This window comes from Streptomyces sp. NPDC043952, assembly GCF_056435325.1.
Genome location: NZ_JBWKES010000007.1, coordinates 42,036 through 58,428, shown reverse-complemented (window position 1 = coordinate 58,428; position 16,393 = coordinate 42,036). Strand labels below are relative to the sequence as shown.

Genomic DNA, 16,393 nt, shown 5'->3' with positions numbered 1-16,393 from the left:
GAGTACGAGCAGGCAGCTCGGGTTTCTTTAGCGCTTGCTGTACTGCGGAGCCTTGCGGGCCTTCTTCAGACCGGCCTTCTTCCGCTCGACCGCGCGGTCGTCGCGGCGCAGGAAGCCGGCCTTCTTCAGGGCACCACGGTTGTTGTCGACGTCCGCCTCGTTCAGCGCACGGGCGACACCGAGACGGAGCGCACCGGCCTGACCGGAGACACCGCCACCCGCGATGCGGGCGATGACGTCGTAACGGCCCTCGAGCTCGAGCACCTTGAAGGGCTCGTTGACCTCCTGCTGGTGCACCTTGTTCGGGAAGTAGTCCTCAAGGGTGCGGCCGTTGATCTTCCACTTGCCGGTGCCCGGAACGATCCGGACGCGGGCAATGGCGTTCTTGCGGCGGCCCAGGCCGGCGGCCGGCTGGGGCTCGCCGAAGCGGGAGGCCATGGACTCCGAGGTGTACTCGCCCTCGACGGGCACCTCGGACTCGGTGGTGTAGCTGTCGATGTCGATCTCTTCGAGCGGCTGCTCGGCAGTGGTCTCGGCCACGATTCTCCTCAGATTCTCTTCAGCTTTGGGGGTGGCCGGACTTACTGCGCGACCTGGGTGATCTCGAACGGCACCGGCTGCTGGGCAGCGTGCGGGTGCTGGTCACCCTTGTAGACCTTCAGCTTCGAGAGCATCTGACGGCCCAGGGAGTTCTTGGGGAGCATGCCCTTGACGGCCTTCTCGACGGCCTTCTCGGGGTTGTTGGCCAGCAGGTCGTCGTACCGGACCGACCGCAGACCACCCGGGTAGCCGGAGTGGCGGTACGCCATCTTCTGGGTCCGCTTGTTGCCGGACAGGTGCACCTTGTCGGCGTTGATGATGATGACGAAGTCACCGGTGTCGACATGCGGCGCGTAGATCGCCTTGTGCTTGCCCCGGAGGAGGGATGCGGCAGTGGTGGCGAGACGACCCAGGACGACGTCCTGAGCGTCGATGACGTGCCACTGGCGCGTCACATCGCCGGGCTTGGGGCTGTACGTACGCACGGTTCGTAGCCTTCGCTTCGAGTGAATGGTCCTGAACAGGTCACCGAAACGATCACGACAGCCTCGATCGCACCGCGGTGACGCAAACCGCGTGCTGAATCGCTGGTCATCGGCCCGGTGGACCGGTGTAAGGGCCCGTCCCGTGAGAATGAGCAAGCCAATACACAACGAAGAAGCAGGTTACCTGGCGGCCCCCGGACGGGTCAAAACGAGGCAGGCCGCCCGGCGGGCCGCCGCGCGGTACTCCCCCGTGATCCCCCGCGTCTAAGATGCGCCCCATGAGTTACGGGCAGGGGGGACCCCAATCTCAGTGGGATCCCTGGAAACCGCAATCCGAGCAGCCCCAGCAGCCCTGGAGCGGCGGCGGCGACGAGGGAACACCCGACTGGGCCGCGCTCGCGGCGGCCTCCGAGGCCCGCGGCAAGCGGCGCAAGCTGCTGTTCATCGGCGGCGGCGCGCTCGCCACGGTCGCCGTCGGCGCCGCCGTCGCCCTGGCCGTCGTCTCCGCGAACCGCCACGACGACGCCTCCGGACACCCCACGCAGGCGCCCAGCGCCTCGCTGCCCCACGGCTCCCCCACCGCGCCGTCCTTCGCGCCCACCAGCGCCCCGCCGCCGCTGGACCCGAAGGTCTTCATATCCAGCGCCAGGAAGGACACCGCCCCGCTGAGCCCCGCCACCCTGTTCCCCGGCACCCGGCTCACCATGGGCGGCACGGTGTACAAGAAGGGCGCCACCGGCGACACCACCGACTGTGCCACGGCGACCGGCGGCTCCCTGCCCAAGATCGTCACCGCCGACGGCTGCACCCGCGTCCTGCGCGCCACGTACACCAACGGCGACATCGCGGTCACCGTCGGCGTCGCCCTGTTCGACACCGAGGCCCGCGCCACGAAGGCCCGCCGGCAGACGGACGACCACAGCATCGTGCGCGCGCTGCCCGGCAAGGGCGTCCCCGCCTTCTGCGACGGCGCGACCTGCCGCTCCACCCGCAACGCCTACGGCCGCTACGCCTACTTCACCCTCGCCGGCTTCACCAACGGCAGGAACGTCACCACCAAGGACACCGCGGTCTTCCGCGCCGGCGACGACGTGGCGGAGTTCACCTTCGAGCAGATCCACCGCCGCGGCCAGGCCCAGGCGTCGGCGGCGGCGAACCAGTAGCTCAGCAGCACCCCGCCGGCGGCAGCGTGCGCTTGTTGCGGGCCTCCTTGTTCCGGGCGGCCAGCAGCTCGTCGGCGGGGTAGCCGACCTCCTCCAGGGTCAGCCCGTGGGGCCGTACGACATGGACAGCGGAGTCGCGCACCCCCGCGGCCAGCACCTTTCCGGGCCACTGCGGGCCCCGGTGCCCGTCGCCGACGAACAGCAGCGCGCCGATCAGCGAGCGCACCATGTTGTGGCAGAACGCGTCCGCCCGGACCGTCGCCGTGATCACCCCGTCCGCGCCCCGCACCAGGCTCAGCTCCTGGAGCGTGCGGATGGTGGTCGCGCCCTCGCGCTTCTTGCAGTACGCCGCGAAGTCGTGCTCGCCGAGCAGCGCCCGCGCGGCCTCGTTCATAGCGTCCACGTCGAGCGGCCAGTCGTGCCAGAGCACATGGCCGCGCAGCAGCGGGTCCACACCGCCGGGGTGGTCGGTGACCCGGTACGCGTACCGCCGCCAGATCGCCGAGAACCGGGCGTTGAAGCCCTCCGGCGCCTCGGTCAGCCGCCAGATCCGCACGTCCTTCGGCAGCCGCCCGGCGAGCCGCTTGAGCAGCTTCTCGCGGTGCTCCGCCCACAGCCCGGCCGGCAGGTCGACGTGCGCCACCTGCCCGCGCGCGTGCACCCCGGCATCGGTGCGCCCGGCCACGGTCAGCTCGTACGTCTCCTTCGACCGCGTCACCGTGCGCAGCGCGTCCTCGATCTCCCCCTGAACGGTCCGCTTCCCGCCGGCCTGCTTGGCCCAGCCGTGGAAATCGGTGCCGTCGTAGGAGAGGTCGAGGCGGATGCGTACATGTCCGGGCAGCGCTTCGTCACTCACACACAGATCCTCTCAGCCACAAAAAAGCGGGCCCGCCCCTTGGAAAGGAACGGACCCGCAAACACGCCCCCGAAGGGGCGCGGGGAACTGCGCGACCAGCCACGACGAGCGCCGCAGCCGCCGCCGCACAGCCCCCGGCAGAACGCTTACGCGTCCTTCGACTCCTCAGCCGCAGCCTCGACGGGGGCCTGAGCCTCTTCGGCGTCCTTGGCGGAACGCTTCGTCGCGGCCTCGGCCTCGCCCACGGCCGTCTGCTGCACCGTCAGCGCCTCGACCAGCTCGATGACGGCCATGGGCGCGTTGTCGCCACGGCGGTTACCGATCTTGGTGATGCGGGTGTAGCCACCGGGACGGTTCTCGTACCGCGGGCCGATCTCGGTGAACAGCGTGTGCACGACGCTCTTGTCCGTGATGACCTGGAGCACCTGGCGGCGGTTGTGAAGGTCGCCCTTCTTCGCCTTGGTGACCAGACGCTCGGCGTACGGACGCAGGCGGCGGGCCTTGGCCTCGGTGGTGGTGATGCGGCCGTGCTCGAAGAGGCTCTTCGCCAGGTTGGCGAGGAGCAGCTTCTCGTGCGCGGCGCTGCCGCCCAGACGGGCACCCTTGGTGGGCTTCGGCATTGTTCTTCTCCTGTGTGTCTGCCCCGGCCGTATCAGGTACCGGAGTCAGTATCCGAGCGAGCGGTTGCCCGTCGGAGATCCGGGCGCCTCATGGACACCCGGAGGGTCCGCGCCCCCGAAGGGGCGCGGGAAACTGCGCGACCGGCCACAGCCGGCCCGCAGCCGCAGTACGGCCTCCTCGCGGAGCGCTCAGTACTGCTCGGTCTCGACGAAGCCCGCGTCCGCGTCGTCGTCCGCGCCGAACGCGTCCGCCGCGGCGGTGGGGTCGAATCCGGGCGGGCTGTCCTTGAGCGCCAGGCCCATGCCGGCCAGCTTCGCCTTGACCTCGTCGATGGACTTCGCACCGAAGTTGCGGATGTCCAGCAGGTCGGCCTCGGAACGCGCCACGAGCTCACCCACGGAGTGGATGCCCTCGCGCTTGAGGCAGTTGTAGGAGCGGACCGTGAGCTCCAGCTCCTCGATCGGCAGCGCCAGGTCGGCGGCGAGCGCGGCGTCCGTCGGGGACGGACCCATGTCGATGCCCTCGGCGTCGATGTTCAGCTCGCGCGCGAGACCGAACAGCTCGACCAGGGTCTTGCCCGCGGAGGCCATGGCGTCACGCGGACGCATCGCCTGCTTGGTCTCGACATCCACGATCAGCTTGTCGAAGTCGGTGCGCTGCTCGACACGCGTGGCCTCGACCTTGTACGTGACCTTGAGAACCGGCGAGTAGATGGAGTCGACCGGGATACGGCCGATCTCCTGGCCCACCTGCTTGTTCTGCACGGCGGAGACGTAGCCGCGACCGCGCTCGACGGTCAGCTCCATCTCCAGCTTGCCCTTGCCGTTGAGCGTGGCGAGGACGAGGTCGGGGTTGTGCACCTCGACACCGGCCGGGGGCGCGATGTCGGCGGCGGTGACCAGACCCGGACCCTGCTTGCGCAGGTACATCACGACCGGCTCGTCGTGCTCCGAGGAGACGACCAGCTGCTTGATGTTGAGGATCAGGTCGGTGACGTCCTCCTTGACGCCCGGCACGGTGGTGAACTCGTGCAGCACGCCGTCGATCCGGATGCTGGTGACAGCGGCACCGGGGATCGAGGACAGGAGGGTACGGCGGAGCGAGTTGCCGAGGGTGTAGCCGAAGCCCGGCTCCAGCGGCTCGATCACGAACCGGGAGCGGAACTCGTCGACGACCTCTTCGGTCAACGAGGGACGCTGAGCGATCAGCATGGATGAGTCCTTCAGTCAGGGGCGCCCGCTATTTGACGCCCGACTCTGTACTGCAAGGGTACGGGCGGTACGGCCTCCTCACAGAGGCCGTACCGCCCGCAACCGCGAAACCAGCGGAGCGCTGTGCGTCAGACGCGGCGGCGCTTCGGCGGGCGGCAGCCGTTGTGCGGGGTCGGGGTGACGTCCTGGATGGAGCCGACCTCGAGGCCCGTGGCCTGGAGGGAGCGGATCGCGGTCTCACGACCGGAACCCGGACCCTTGACGAACACGTCGACCTTGCGCATGCCGTGCTCCTGGGCGCGGCGGGCAGCCGACTCGGCGGCCATCTGCGCGGCGAACGGCGTCGACTTCCGGGAACCCTTGAAGCCGACGTGGCCGGCGGAGGCCCAGGAGATCACGTTGCCCGAGGGGTCGGTGATCGAGACGATCGTGTTGTTGAACGTGCTCTTGATGTGCGCGTGGCCGTGAGCGACGTTCTTCTTTTCCTTGCGGCGCACCTTCTTGGCAGCGCCCTGACGACCCTTGGGGGGCATCTACAAACTCCTAGAGGGAGGTGGTCGGTCCTACAGCGAAGACCGTGGACAGAGGTCCGCTGCGGACTACTTCTTGCCCGGCTTCTTCTTGCCGGCGATGGCGCGACGCGGGCCCTTGCGGGTGCGGGCGTTGGTGCTGGTGCGCTGACCGCGGACGGGCAGACCGCGACGGTGACGGAGACCCTGGTAGCAGCCGATCTCGACCTTGCGGCGGATGTCGGCCTGGATCTCGCGACGGAGGTCACCCTCGGTCTTGATGTTGCTGTCGACGTACTCGCGGATCGCGACGAGCTGCTCTTCGCTCAGGTCGCGGACGCGGGTGTTCGGGTCGACGCCGGTCGCAGCCAGCGTCTCCTTCGAGAGGGTCCGGCCGATGCCGAACACGTAGGTGAGGGCGACCTCCACGCGCTTTTCGCGCGGGATGTCAACACCGGAAACGCGTGCCATTCAATGGCTCCTGGTGAATCTTCGGAGGTCTTCCGCAGAACCGGCTCCCGGCCGCCGTATGAGGTACGGACCGGGTCCCCGGCCTCCGAACCGGGGGTGTCGAGCTGGTGGGCTCGGGTTCTGCGTATGAACAATTCAGCTCGCGTCGCGCGAAAACTCTGCGATAGAGGTGCAGAGAGGGTGGTCGTGCGTCAGCCCTGGCGCTGCTTGTGGCGCGGGTTCTCGCAAATGACCATGACCCGACCGTGACGGCGGATCACCCTGCACTTGTCGCAGATCTTCTTGACGCTCGGCTTGACCTTCATGGGGTGAGGTTCTCCGGGTCAGTGCCATCGCACCGGGCGGACCCGATGCGCGGGCAAGATCTACTTGTACCGGTAGACGATCCGGCCACGCGTCAGGTCGTACGGAGAAAGCTCCACCACGACCCGGTCGTCAGGGAGGATACGGATGTAGTGCATACGCATCTTGCCGCTGATGTGTGCCAGGACCTGGTGGCCGTTCTGGAGCTCGACCCTGAACATGGCGTTCGGCAGAGACTCGACGACAGTGCCCTCGATCTCGATGGCACCTTGCTTCTTGGCCACGCTTCGCCCTTCGAATCGACTACCTTGATCGACTCCCCTGCGTCCCTTACGGGCGCATGCGGACATGCGGGTGCACGAGAGCCGACGAGTCAGTCTACGTCGGAGGAACCCGAAACGCGAATCGACTGAGTCTTCCCCACCGGGGCGCCCCCTATGCGAGCCGTGTTCACCCGGCGAGGGGGTCGGGAGCGGCCGTGATGCCGAACTCCGCCAGCTTCGCCTTGCCGCCGTCGACCGCGGTGAGCACCAGTGGCCCCTCCTCGGTCAGCGCGACCGAGTGCTCCCAGTGGGAGGACCAGGTGCCGTCGGTCGTGATGACCGTCCAGTCGTCCTCCAGGACCTCGGTGCGCGGGGTGCCGAGGGAGACCATGGGCTCGATGGCCAGGCAGAAACCGGGGACCAGCTTGGGGCCCTTGCCGCGCCGCCGCTCGACGTAGTTCAGCAGGTGCGGGTCCATGTGCATCTCGGTGCCGATGCCGTGGCCGCCGTAGTCCTCGATGATCCCGTACTTGCCGCCGCCCGGCTTGGGCTGGCGGCGGATGTACGTCTCGATGGCGCGGGAGATGTCGACCAGCCGGTTGCCCAGCTTCATCGCGGCGATGCCGGCCCACATCGAGCCCTCGGTGACCCGCGACAGCTCGATCAGCTCCGGGGCGTGGCCGGAGCCGACGAAGGCGGTGTACGCCGCGTCGCCGTGCCAGCCGTCCACGATCGCGCCGCAGTCGATGGAGATGATGTCGCCGTCCTTGAGGACGACGTCCTCGGAGGGGATGCCGTGCACCACCACGTCGTTCACGGAGGTGCAGATGGTCGCGGGGAAGCCGCCGTAGCCCAGGAAGTTCGACTTGGCGCCGTGCTCGGCGAGCACCTTGCGCGCGACCTCGTCCAGGTCCTTCGTGGAGGCGCCGGGCACCGCGGCCTCACGGGTGGCCGCGTGGATCGCGGCGACGACCAGGCCCGCCGCACGCATCTTGGCGATCTGCTCGGGCGTCTTGATCTGCACCATGGGGGCCTGCGCTCTCCGTCACTCACGTCGGCTGGGTGTACCTGTACAACACTACGGCCGCGGCGCCCCCGTCAGGGCACCGCGGCCGGTAAGGCGGCCGGACTCAGTGGTTCTCGGCCTGCTCGCTCTTGAGCGCCTCCAGCGCGCGCTCGGTGACCTCGTCCACCGGGCCCATCGCGGAGATCGTGCGGACCAGGCCCTGCGACTTGTAGTAGTCGATGATGGGCTCGGTCTGCGTGTGGTAGACCTCCAGGCGCGTGCGCACGGTGTCCTCGGAGTCGTCGGCGCGCTGGTACAGCTCGCCGCCGCAGATGTCGCAGACGCCCTCCTGCCGGGGAGCGTTGTACGCCACGTGGAAGACGTGCGAGGAGTCCTTGCGGCAGATCCGGCGGCCGGCGATGCGCTTGACCACCTCGTCCTCGGGGGCCTCCAGGTCCAGCACCGCGTCGAGCGTCATCTTCTCGGTGCGCAGCAGCTCGTCCAGCGCCTCGGCCTGGGCGACGTTGCGCGGGAAACCGTCGAGCAGGAAGCCGTTCACGGCGTCCGGCTGCTCCATCCGGTCCTTCGCCATGGCGATGGTGACCTCGTCGGGTACGAGGTTGCCGGCGTCCATGTAGGACTTCGCGAGCTTGCCCAGCTCGGTCTGCCGGCTGATGTTGGCCCGGAACAGGTCGCCCGTGGAGATGTGCGGGACGGCCAGCTTCTCGGCGAGCCGGACGGCCTGCGTTCCCTTACCGGCACCGGGCGGCCCGACGAGGACGATACGCATCAGCGGAGGAACCCTTCGTAATTGCGCTGCTGGAGCTGGCTCTCGATCTGCTTCACCGTCTCGAGACCGACACCCACGATGATCAGGATGCTGGTACCGCCGAAGGGGAAGTTCTGGCTTGCTCCGAAGCCGACCAACGCCATTGTCGGTACGAGAGCGATCAGACCCAGATACAGCGAACCCGGCCAGGTGATCCGGTTGAGCACGTACGAAAGGTACTCAGCGGTCGGTCGGCCAGCCCGGATGCCCGGGATGAAGCCACCATACTTCTTCATGTTGTCGGCGACTTCTTCGGGGTTGAAGGAGATCGCCACGTAGAAGAACGCGAAGAACACGATGAGCAGGAAGTACAGAACGATGTACACGGGGCTCTCGCCCTGCTTGGTCAGGTTCTGCTCGATCCAGGACTTCCAGCCCGAGTTGCCGCCCGCGAACTGCGCCACAAGCGCCGGGATGTACAGCAGCGACGAGGCGAAGATGACGGGGATCACACCCGCCTGGTTCACCTTGAGCGGGATGTAGGTGGACGTACCGCCGTAGGACCGGCGGCCGATCATCCGCTTCGCGTACTGGACCGGGATGCGGCGCTGGGCCTGCTCGACGAAGACCACGAGCGCGACCATGACCAGGCCGACCAGGATCACGGTGCCGAACTCGATCCAGCCGCCGGCCAGGGTGCCCTGCTTCTTGATGGCCCACAGCGCGGAGGGGAAGGTCGCGGCGATCGAGATGAACATCAGGATCGACATGCCGTTGCCGATGCCGCGGTCGGTGATCAGCTCGCCGAGCCACATGACGACACAGGTACCGGCGGTCATGCAGACGACCATCGTGATCGTGGTGAAGATCGACTGGTCGGGGACGATCCCGTTGGCGACCGGGCAGCCGCTGAAGAGGGCACCGCTGCGCGCGGTGGCCACCAGACCGGTGCCCTGGAGGACGGCCAGCGCCACCGTCAGGTACCGGGTGTACTGCGTGATCTTCGTGGTGCCGGCCTGCCCCTCCTTCTTGAGGGCTTCCAGGCGCGGGATGACCACGGTCAGCAGCTGGAGAATGATGCTCGCCGTGATGTACGGCATGATGCCGAGGGCGAAGATCGTGATCTGGAGCAGCGCGCCGCCGCTGAACATGTTGACCAGGCCGAACAGGCCCTGGTTGGCGGACGCCTCGTCCATGCACTGCTGGACGGCCTTGTAGCTGACGCCGGGGATCGGGATGTGGGTCCCGACCCGGTAGACCACGATGATGCCCAGCGTGAAGAGTAGTTTCTTACGCAGGTCGGGCGTCCTGAACGCCCGGGCGAACGCGGTGAGCACGGTTCCTCCTGCGACCCCCGCGACGCGCGCGATAGGGACTAGTCGTATCAACAAGGCCCAACGGGCCGAACGATGTTTTCTGCCACCCCGTCGCCGTACGACGTCTCACGCGCGGGCACAGGTGGACCTCAAGGACTCTAACAGTGCGCGCCCAGCCTGGTGAAGTTCGCCAGCCCGTCAGCCCCGTTGGTGTGCGCCGGCGGGTGGCTCGATCTTCCCCCGAGCCGGCCGGATCCATGCCGGTTTCCGGAAAACGCGAAGGACCGGGCAGCCCCCGGAGGGAACTGCCCGGCCCTGTCGCGTACGCGGCGGTGCCGCCGGGCTCAGACGAGCTCGGTGACCGTACCGCCGGCAGCGGTGATCTTCTCCTTGGCGGACCCGGAGACGGCGTCGACCGTCACCTGGAGCGCCACGGAGATCTCGCCCTGGCCGAGGACCTTGACGAGGCTGTTCTTGCGAACGGCACCCTTGTCGACCAGGTCCTGGACGGTGACCTCGCCACCCTGCGGGTAGAGCGCGGCCAGCTTGTCCAGGTTGACGACCTGGTACTCGGTCTTGAACGGGTTCTTGAAGCCCTTGAGCTTCGGGAGACGCATGTGGAGGGGCATCTGGCCACCCTCAAAGCGCTCCGGAACCTGGTAACGGGCCTTGGTGCCCTTGGTGCCACGACCGGCCGTCTTACCCTTCGACGCCTCACCGCGACCCACACGGGTCTTCGCGGTCTTGGCGCCCGGGGCGGGACGGAGGTTGTGGATCTTGAGCGGGTTCTGCTCCGCCATGATCAGTCGACCTCCTCGACCGTCACGAGGTGGCGGACGGTGTGCACCATGCCGCGGAACTCGGGGCGGTCCTCCTTGACGACCTGCGTGTTGATGCCCTTGAGACCAAGGGACCGCAGGGTGTCGCGGTGGTTCTGCTTGCTGCCGATGTAGGACTTGACCTGCGTGATCTTGAGCTGCGCCATGATTACGCACCCGCCCCGGCACGCGCACGCAGCAGAGCGGCGGGAGCGACGTCCTCGAGCGGCAGACCACGGCGGGCCGCGATCTCCTCGGGACGCTGCAGACCCTTCAGGGCCGCCACGGTCGCGTGCACGATGTTGATCGCGTTGTCGGAGCCGAGCGACTTCGACAGCACGTCGTGGATACCGGCGCACTCGAGCACGGCGCGCACCGGACCACCGGCGATAACACCGGTACCCGGAGACGCGGGCTTGAGCAGCACGACGCCGGCAGCCTTCTCACCCTGGATCGGGTGCGGGATGGTGCCCTGGATACGGGGGACCTTGAAGAAGTGCTTCTTGGCCTCCTCAACACCCTTGGCGATGGCGGCCGGCACCTCCTTGGCCTTGCCGTAACCGACACCCACGGTGCCGTCACCGTCGCCCACCACGACCAGCGCGGTGAAGCTGAAGCGACGACCACCCTTCACAACCTTGGCGACACGGTTGATCGCGACGACGCGCTCGACGTACGCGGTCTTCTCGGCGGCAGCAGCGCCGCCGTCACGGCCCTTCCGGTCCCGCCGCTCGCCGCCACCGGCACCGCCACCGCGGCGCTGGGGTCCAGCCATTGGAATTACCTCTCTCTTTTTCCGCTAGCTACGGAACCGGCTCAGAACTTGAGCCCGGCCTCGCGGGCGGCGTCCGCCAGAGCCGCGATGCGGCCGGCGTACTGGTTACCACCACGGTCGAACACGACGGCCTCGACACCGGCGGCCTTGGCACGCTCGGCGACCAGGGCGCCGACCTGCTTGGCCTGCGCGGACTTGTCGCCCTCGCCACCGCGGATCGAGGTGTCCAGCGTGGACGCCGACGCGAGGGTGTGACCCTTCAGGTCGTCGATCACCTGCGCCACGATGTGGCGGTTGGAGCGGGTTACGACCAGACGGGGGCGCTCCGCCGTACCGGCGATCCGCTTGCGGATCCGGATGTGACGGCGCTTGATCGCGGCGCGCTTGTAGGCGTCGCCCTTGAGGATCTTCTGCCCGTATGCCATGGCTTACTTGCCCGCCTTTCCGACCTTGCGGCGGATGACTTCGCCCTCGTACTTGACGCCCTTGGCCTTGTACGGGTCAGGCTTGCGCAGCTTGCGGATGTTGGCCGCAACCTCGCCGACCTTCTGCTTGTCGATGCCCTCGACCGAGAAACGGGTCGGGGTCTCCACCTTGAAGGAGATGCCTTCCGGGGCCTCGACCAGGATCGGGTGGCTGTAACCGAGAGCGAACTCCAGGTTGGAACCCTTGGCGGTGACTCGGTAACCGACACCGCTGATCTCGAGCTTCTTCACGTAACCCTGGGTCACGCCGGTGATCATGTTCGCCACCAGCGTGCGGGACAGGCCGTGCAGGGCCTTGTTCTGACGCTCGTCGTTGGGGCGGGTCACCTGCAGGGTGCCGTCCTCGCCCTTGGCGATGTCGATCGGTGCCACGACGGTGTGGGTCAGCTCGCCCTTGGGGCCCTTGACCTTGACCGTGCGGCCGTCGATGGTGACGTCCACGCCGGCGGGAACCGCGATGGGGAGCTTGCCGATACGCGACATAGCTGTTTCCTCCGTTCCCTTCTGCTACCAGACGTAGGCGAGGACTTCCCCACCCACGCCCTTCTTGCCGGCCTGCTTGTCGGTGAGGAGACCGTGCGACGTGGAGATGATCGCCACGCCGAGGCCGCCCAGCACCTTGGGCAGGTTGGTGGACTTCGCGTACACCCGGAGACCGGGCTTGGAGATCCGCTTGATGCCCGCGATGGAGCGCTCACGGTTCGGGCCGAACTTCAGCTCGAGGACGAGGTTCTTGCCGACCTCGGCGTCCTCGGTCTTCCAGCCCGTGATGAAGCCCTCCTGCTGGAGGATCTCCGCGATGTGCGACTTGATCTTGGAGTGCGGCATCGACACCGAGTCGTGGTAAGCCGAGTTCGCGTTCCGCAGACGCGTAAGCATGTCTGCGATCGGATCAGTCATGGTCATGAATTGGCCTGTGGCCTTTCTCGCCGGGGTTTCCTATATGTGCCATCCCTCTCCCCGTACTGGGACGGGACGGGTGCGGCGCGGGGACCTACGGCGTAGTAAGTCGTTCAGGGCGGCAGAGGCCCAACCCTCCTAGCCTAAGCCATGAGAGTCGGCGCCCCTGCCGTCCCGGTTGCTTACCGAGAGGTCCAGGAATCCCTGAAAGTGGGGATTACCAGGAGCTCTTGGTCACGCCCGGCAGCTCGCCACGGTGAGCCATCTCACGAAGGCACACGCGGCACAGGCCGAACTTGCGGTACACGGAGTGCGGGCGGCCGCAGCGCTGGCAGCGGGTGTAGCCACGCACACCGAACTTGGGCTTGCGAGCAGCCTTAGCGATCAGAGCCTTCTTCGCCATCTCGCTCACGCCTCCTTGAACGGGAAGCCGAGGTGACGAAGGAGCGCGCGGCCCTCAGCGTCATTGGTCGCCGTGGTGACCACGGTGATGTCCATACCCCGGACGCGGTCGATCTTGTCCTGGTCGATCTCGTGGAACATGACCTGCTCCGTGAGACCGAAGGTGTAGTTGCCACGGCCGTCGAACTGCTTGGGGGACAGGCCGCGGAAGTCGCGGATGCGCGGGAGCGCCAGCGACAGGGTGCGGTCCAGGAACTCCCACATGCGGTCGCCACGGAGCGTGACGTGAGCACCGATCGGCTGACCCTCACGCAGCTTGAACTGCGCGATGGACTTCCGGGCCTTGGTGACGGCCGGCTTCTGACCGGTGATCGTGGTGAGGTCGCGGATGGCGCCCTCGATCAGCTTGGAGTCGCGGGCGGCGTCGCCCACACCCATGTTGACCACGATCTTGACGAGGCCGGGGATCTGCATGACGTTCTCGTACTTGAACTCGTCACGCAGCTTGCCCGCGATCTCGTCACGGTACTTCTGCTTCAGACGCGGAGTGGTGGTGGTAGCCATCAGATGTCCTCACCCGTCCGCTTGGCAACGCGGATCTTGTTGCCCTCTTCGTCGAAGCGGTAGCCGACACGCGTGACGACCTTCTGGCCATCCTTCTCCACGACCAGCTGGACGTTGGAGACGTGGATCGGCGCCTCGGTGGTCACGATGCCGCCGGCCTGCGAGCCACTGGCGGTCGGACCGGCCTTCGTGTGCTTCTTGACCCGGTTGACACCCTCGACCAGGACACGCTCGTCGCGCGGGTAAGCGGCAATGACCTTGCCCTGCTTGCCCTTGTCCTTGCCGGTGATGACCTGGACCAGGTCGCCCTTCTTGATCTTCATGCTTACAGCACCTCCGGCGCGAGCGAGATGATCTTCATGAACTTCTTCTCGCGCAGCTCACGGCCGACCGGGCCGAAGATGCGGGTGCCGCGAGGGTCGCCGTCGTTCTTCAGAATGACGGCGGCGTTCTCGTCGAAGCGGATGTACGAGCCGTCCGGACGGCGGCGCTCCTTGACGGTGCGAACGATGACCGCCTTGACGACGTCACCCTTCTTCACGTTGCCACCGGGGATCGCGTCCTTGACGGTGGCGACGATGACGTCACCGATGCCCGCGTAGCGGCGACCGGAGCCACCGAGCACACGGATGCAAAGGATCTCCTTCGCACCAGTGTTGTCGGCGACACGCAGTCGCGACTCCTGCTGGATCACGTCTATCTCCTGAATGTCTGCCGGTTCCCGGCAGGGGTCCCGTCACGGAACCCCTGCCGAGCCTGGCGGAACTGTCCTGCGAGGCGACTGCCCCGCAGGAGAATTACTTGGCCTTCTCGAGGATCTCGACGACGCGCCAGCGCTTCGTCGCGGACAGCGGCCGGGTCTCCATGAGGAGGACGCGGTCGCCGACACCCGCGGCGTTCTGCTCGTCGTGCGCCTTGAGCTTGTTCGTACGGCGGATGACCTTGCCGTACAGCGCGTGCTTCACGCGGTCCTCGACGGCGACGACGACGGTCTTGTCCATCTTGTCGCTGACGACGAGACCCTCACGGGTCTTGCGGAAGCCGCGGGCCTCTGCGTTCTCAGTCACGTTCTTCTCGCTCATCAGGCGTTCTCCACCGTTTCGATGCCCAGCTCACGCTCGCGCATCAGGGTGTAGATCCGCGCGATGTCCTTGCGGACCGCCTTCAGACGGCCGTGGTTCTCGAGCTGCCCCGTCGCCGCCTGGAAGCGGAGGTTGAACAGTTCTTCCTTGGCCTCGCGGAGCTTCGCCAGAAGCTCCTCGTTGCCCAGCTCGCGCAGCTCGGACGCCTTGGTACCGGCCGACATCACGCTTCACCTGCCTCGCGCTTGACGATCCGGCACTTCATCGGCAGCTTGTGGGCCGCACGAGTCAGCGCCTCACGGGCGATCTTCTCGTTGGGGTACGACAGCTCGAACATGACGCGTCCGGGCTTGACGTTGGCGATCCACCACTCCGGAGAACCCTTACCGGAACCCATGCGGGTCTCGGCAGGCTTCTTGGTGAGGGGACGGTCCGGGTAGATGTTGATCCAGACCTTGCCGCCACGCTTGATGTGGCGGGTCATCGCGATACGAGCCGCCTCGATCTGGCGGTTCGTGACGTAGGCCGGGGTCAGCGCCTGGATGCCGTACTCGCCGAACGCAACCTGCGTGCCACCCTTGGACATGCCGTCACGCTTCGGGTGGTGCTGCTTGCGGTGCTTGACCCTACGGGGGATCAGCATGTCGGTCAGGCCTCCGTTCCGGTGCTCTCAGCCGGAGCGGCGGCGGGAGCCTCGGCCTTGGGGGCCTCGGCGCCGGCAGCCTGCTGCGGCTTGCGACCGCGCCGCTCGCCACCGCGGCCACCACGGGCCGGGCGGTCGGCACCACCGCGGGCCGGGCGGTTACCCGCACGGGCCGCAGCGTTCTCGGCGCGGACCTCGGCGATGTTCTTGACGTCGCCCTTGTAGATCCAGACCTTCACACCGATGCGGCCGAAGGTCGTCTTGGCCTCGAAGAAGCCGTAGTCCACGTTCGCGCGGAGCGTGTGCAGGGGCACACGGCCCTCGCGGTAGAACTCCGAGCGGGACATCTCGGCGCCGCCGAGGCGGCCACCGCACTGGATCTTGATGCCCTTGGCGCCCGCCTTCATCGCCGACTGCATGCTCTTGCGCATGGCGCGGCGGAAGGAGACACGGGAGGAGAGCTGCTCGGCGACGGCCTGGGCCACCAGCTGAGCGTCCGTCTCCGGGTTCTTGACCTCAAGGATGTTGAGCTGGACCTGCTTGCCGGTCAGCTTCTCCAGGTCACCGCGGATGCGGTCGGCCTCGGCGCCGCGGCGGCCGATGACGATGCCCGGACGAGCGGTGTGGATGTCCACGCGGACACGGTCACGGGTGCGCTCGATCTCAACCTTCGAGATGCCGGCGCGCTCCATGCCGGACGTCATCATCCGACGGATGGCGACGTCTTCCTTGACGTAGTCCTTGTACAGCTTGTCGGCGTACCAACGCGACTTGAAGTCGGTCGTGACACCGAGCCGGAACCCATGCGGGTTAACCTTCTGGCCCATTACCGGGTTCCTTCCTTGCTGCTGACGACCACGGTGATGTGGCTGGTCCGCTTGCGGATCCGGTAGGCACGGCCCTGGGCGCGCGGCCGGAACCGCTTCAGGGTCGGGCCCTCGTCGACGTAAGCCTCGGAGATGTAGAGGCTGTCGGCGTCGGTGTGGTCGTAGTTGTGCGCGGCGTTGGCGATGGCGCTGTCCAGCACCTTGCCGACCGGAACCGAGGCTGCCTGCGGGGCGAATCGCAGAACAGCCTGGGCCTCCGTGGCGTCCATGCCACGGATGAGGTCCACCACACGGCGGGCCTTCATGGGCGTGACGCGGATGTACCGCGCCTGGGCCCTGGCTTCCATGGTTGTCCCTTCAGAGTTTCTTACTTGTCTGAATGCG

The 16,393-nt window shown here is 67.3% G+C and carries 28 protein-coding genes; 1 reads left to right on the top strand and 27 read right to left on the bottom strand.

Annotation, left to right across the window (positions count from 1 at the left end):
* Positions 1–27: 27 nt before the first annotated feature.
* A complete protein-coding gene (gene rpsI, locus AC069R_RS10480; protein ID WP_391083534.1) occupies positions 28–540 on the bottom strand; it encodes a 30S ribosomal protein S9 in 513 nt (170 codons plus the stop codon).
* Positions 541–581: 41 nt separating this feature from the next.
* The gene (gene rplM, locus AC069R_RS10475) at positions 582–1,025 is read right to left on the bottom strand and encodes a 50S ribosomal protein L13 (RefSeq protein WP_397984485.1); all 444 of its coding nucleotides are present in this window, start codon (positions 1,023–1,025) and stop codon (positions 582–584) included.
* Positions 1,026–1,303: 278 nt separating this feature from the next.
* Between rplM and AC069R_RS10470 the strand changes: the two genes are divergently transcribed.
* A complete protein-coding gene (locus tag AC069R_RS10470; RefSeq protein WP_478766215.1) occupies positions 1,304–2,188 on the top strand; it encodes a hypothetical protein in 885 nt (294 codons plus the stop codon).
* Between the two features lies 1 nt (position 2,189).
* Here the strand turns inward: AC069R_RS10470 and truA are convergent, their stop codons facing one another.
* The 25 genes from truA to rplV all read right to left on the bottom strand — a co-directional run bounded on the left by truA (position 2,190) and on the right by rplV (position 16,356).
* On the bottom strand, positions 2,190–3,044 hold the full coding sequence (gene truA / locus AC069R_RS10465) for a tRNA pseudouridine(38-40) synthase TruA (protein WP_478766213.1): 855 nt from the start codon (positions 3,042–3,044) through the stop codon (positions 2,190–2,192).
* A gap of 146 nt (positions 3,045–3,190) precedes the next feature.
* The gene (gene rplQ, locus AC069R_RS10460; RefSeq protein ID WP_478766211.1) at positions 3,191–3,664 is read right to left on the bottom strand and encodes a 50S ribosomal protein L17; all 474 of its coding nucleotides are present in this window, start codon (positions 3,662–3,664) and stop codon (positions 3,191–3,193) included.
* Between the two features lie 189 nt (positions 3,665–3,853).
* Complete coding sequence (locus AC069R_RS10455) at positions 3,854–4,876, bottom strand: DNA-directed RNA polymerase subunit alpha (protein ID WP_003966937.1); 1,023 nt, start codon at positions 4,874–4,876, stop codon at positions 3,854–3,856.
* A gap of 128 nt (positions 4,877–5,004) precedes the next feature.
* Positions 5,005–5,409: a 30S ribosomal protein S11 gene (rpsK, locus tag AC069R_RS10450; protein WP_003956432.1), complete on the bottom strand. Its 405-nt coding sequence runs from the start codon at positions 5,407–5,409 to the stop codon at positions 5,005–5,007.
* Between the two features lie 66 nt (positions 5,410–5,475).
* Positions 5,476–5,856: a 30S ribosomal protein S13 gene (gene rpsM / locus AC069R_RS10445; RefSeq protein WP_037657579.1), complete on the bottom strand. Its 381-nt coding sequence runs from the start codon at positions 5,854–5,856 to the stop codon at positions 5,476–5,478.
* 191 nt (positions 5,857–6,047) lie between these two features.
* The gene (rpmJ, locus tag AC069R_RS10440) at positions 6,048–6,161 is read right to left on the bottom strand and encodes a 50S ribosomal protein L36 (protein ID WP_003998809.1); all 114 of its coding nucleotides are present in this window, start codon (positions 6,159–6,161) and stop codon (positions 6,048–6,050) included.
* A 60-nt stretch (positions 6,162–6,221) separates the two neighbouring features.
* A complete protein-coding gene (gene infA / locus AC069R_RS10435) occupies positions 6,222–6,443 on the bottom strand; it encodes a translation initiation factor IF-1 (protein ID WP_004927214.1) in 222 nt (73 codons plus the stop codon).
* 166 nt (positions 6,444–6,609) lie between these two features.
* On the bottom strand, positions 6,610–7,449 hold the full coding sequence (map, locus tag AC069R_RS10430) for a type I methionyl aminopeptidase (protein WP_478766208.1): 840 nt from the start codon (positions 7,447–7,449) through the stop codon (positions 6,610–6,612).
* Between the two features lie 103 nt (positions 7,450–7,552).
* Positions 7,553–8,218 (bottom strand): adenylate kinase, encoded by a 666-nt coding sequence (locus AC069R_RS10425; protein WP_397984490.1) that lies wholly within the window; start codon positions 8,216–8,218, stop codon positions 7,553–7,555.
* Positions 8,218–9,534, bottom strand: coding sequence for a preprotein translocase subunit SecY (secY, locus tag AC069R_RS10420; RefSeq protein ID WP_397984491.1), 1,317 nt, complete (start codon positions 9,532–9,534; stop codon positions 8,218–8,220). Before secY ends, AC069R_RS10425 begins: the two co-directional genes overlap by 1 nt.
* A 323-nt stretch (positions 9,535–9,857) precedes the next feature.
* Positions 9,858–10,313, bottom strand: a complete 456-nt coding sequence (gene rplO, locus AC069R_RS10415; RefSeq protein WP_037657572.1) for a 50S ribosomal protein L15 — start codon at positions 10,311–10,313, stop codon at positions 9,858–9,860.
* A gap of 2 nt (positions 10,314–10,315) precedes the next feature.
* Positions 10,316–10,498 carry a 50S ribosomal protein L30 gene (rpmD, locus tag AC069R_RS10410; RefSeq protein WP_003974250.1) on the bottom strand — a complete coding sequence of 61 codons (183 nt, stop codon included), beginning with the start codon at positions 10,496–10,498 and terminating at the stop codon, positions 10,316–10,318.
* Positions 10,499–10,500: 2 nt separating this feature from the next.
* Positions 10,501–11,106 carry a 30S ribosomal protein S5 gene (gene rpsE / locus AC069R_RS10405; RefSeq protein WP_003992370.1) on the bottom strand — a complete coding sequence of 202 codons (606 nt, stop codon included), beginning with the start codon at positions 11,104–11,106 and terminating at the stop codon, positions 10,501–10,503.
* 41 nt (positions 11,107–11,147) lie between these two features.
* The gene (rplR, locus tag AC069R_RS10400; RefSeq protein WP_030174556.1) at positions 11,148–11,531 is read right to left on the bottom strand and encodes a 50S ribosomal protein L18; all 384 of its coding nucleotides are present in this window, start codon (positions 11,529–11,531) and stop codon (positions 11,148–11,150) included.
* Between the two features lie 3 nt (positions 11,532–11,534).
* Positions 11,535–12,074, bottom strand: coding sequence for a 50S ribosomal protein L6 (gene rplF, locus AC069R_RS10395; protein ID WP_397984492.1), 540 nt, complete (start codon positions 12,072–12,074; stop codon positions 11,535–11,537).
* 24 nt (positions 12,075–12,098) lie between these two features.
* The gene (rpsH, locus tag AC069R_RS10390; RefSeq protein ID WP_037657563.1) at positions 12,099–12,497 is read right to left on the bottom strand and encodes a 30S ribosomal protein S8; all 399 of its coding nucleotides are present in this window, start codon (positions 12,495–12,497) and stop codon (positions 12,099–12,101) included.
* Between the two features lie 211 nt (positions 12,498–12,708).
* Positions 12,709–12,894: a type Z 30S ribosomal protein S14 gene (locus AC069R_RS10385; protein WP_003948630.1), complete on the bottom strand. Its 186-nt coding sequence runs from the start codon at positions 12,892–12,894 to the stop codon at positions 12,709–12,711.
* A 5-nt stretch (positions 12,895–12,899) separates the two neighbouring features.
* Positions 12,900–13,457 (bottom strand): 50S ribosomal protein L5, encoded by a 558-nt coding sequence (gene rplE / locus AC069R_RS10380; protein WP_037657562.1) that lies wholly within the window; start codon positions 13,455–13,457, stop codon positions 12,900–12,902.
* Positions 13,457–13,780, bottom strand: a complete 324-nt coding sequence (gene rplX / locus AC069R_RS10375; RefSeq protein ID WP_067045328.1) for a 50S ribosomal protein L24 — start codon at positions 13,778–13,780, stop codon at positions 13,457–13,459. The genes rplE and rplX overlap by 1 nt, the downstream gene beginning before the upstream one ends.
* A gap of 2 nt (positions 13,781–13,782) precedes the next feature.
* Positions 13,783–14,151 (bottom strand): 50S ribosomal protein L14, encoded by a 369-nt coding sequence (gene rplN, locus AC069R_RS10370; RefSeq protein WP_003998823.1) that lies wholly within the window; start codon positions 14,149–14,151, stop codon positions 13,783–13,785.
* Positions 14,152–14,254: 103 nt separating this feature from the next.
* Positions 14,255–14,539 carry a 30S ribosomal protein S17 gene (rpsQ, locus tag AC069R_RS10365; RefSeq protein WP_018543912.1) on the bottom strand — a complete coding sequence of 95 codons (285 nt, stop codon included), beginning with the start codon at positions 14,537–14,539 and terminating at the stop codon, positions 14,255–14,257.
* The gene (rpmC, locus tag AC069R_RS10360; RefSeq protein ID WP_007494763.1) at positions 14,539–14,763 is read right to left on the bottom strand and encodes a 50S ribosomal protein L29; all 225 of its coding nucleotides are present in this window, start codon (positions 14,761–14,763) and stop codon (positions 14,539–14,541) included. Before rpmC ends, rpsQ begins: the two co-directional genes overlap by 1 nt.
* The gene (gene rplP / locus AC069R_RS10355; protein ID WP_046418010.1) at positions 14,763–15,182 is read right to left on the bottom strand and encodes a 50S ribosomal protein L16; all 420 of its coding nucleotides are present in this window, start codon (positions 15,180–15,182) and stop codon (positions 14,763–14,765) included. The genes rpmC and rplP overlap by 1 nt, the downstream gene beginning before the upstream one ends.
* Before the next feature lie 5 nt (positions 15,183–15,187).
* Positions 15,188–16,009 (bottom strand): 30S ribosomal protein S3, encoded by an 822-nt coding sequence (gene rpsC, locus AC069R_RS10350; protein ID WP_014674374.1) that lies wholly within the window; start codon positions 16,007–16,009, stop codon positions 15,188–15,190.
* Positions 16,009–16,356, bottom strand: a complete 348-nt coding sequence (gene rplV, locus AC069R_RS10345; protein ID WP_019329637.1) for a 50S ribosomal protein L22 — start codon at positions 16,354–16,356, stop codon at positions 16,009–16,011. Before rplV ends, rpsC begins: the two co-directional genes overlap by 1 nt.
* Between the last annotated feature and the right edge of the window lie 37 nt (positions 16,357–16,393).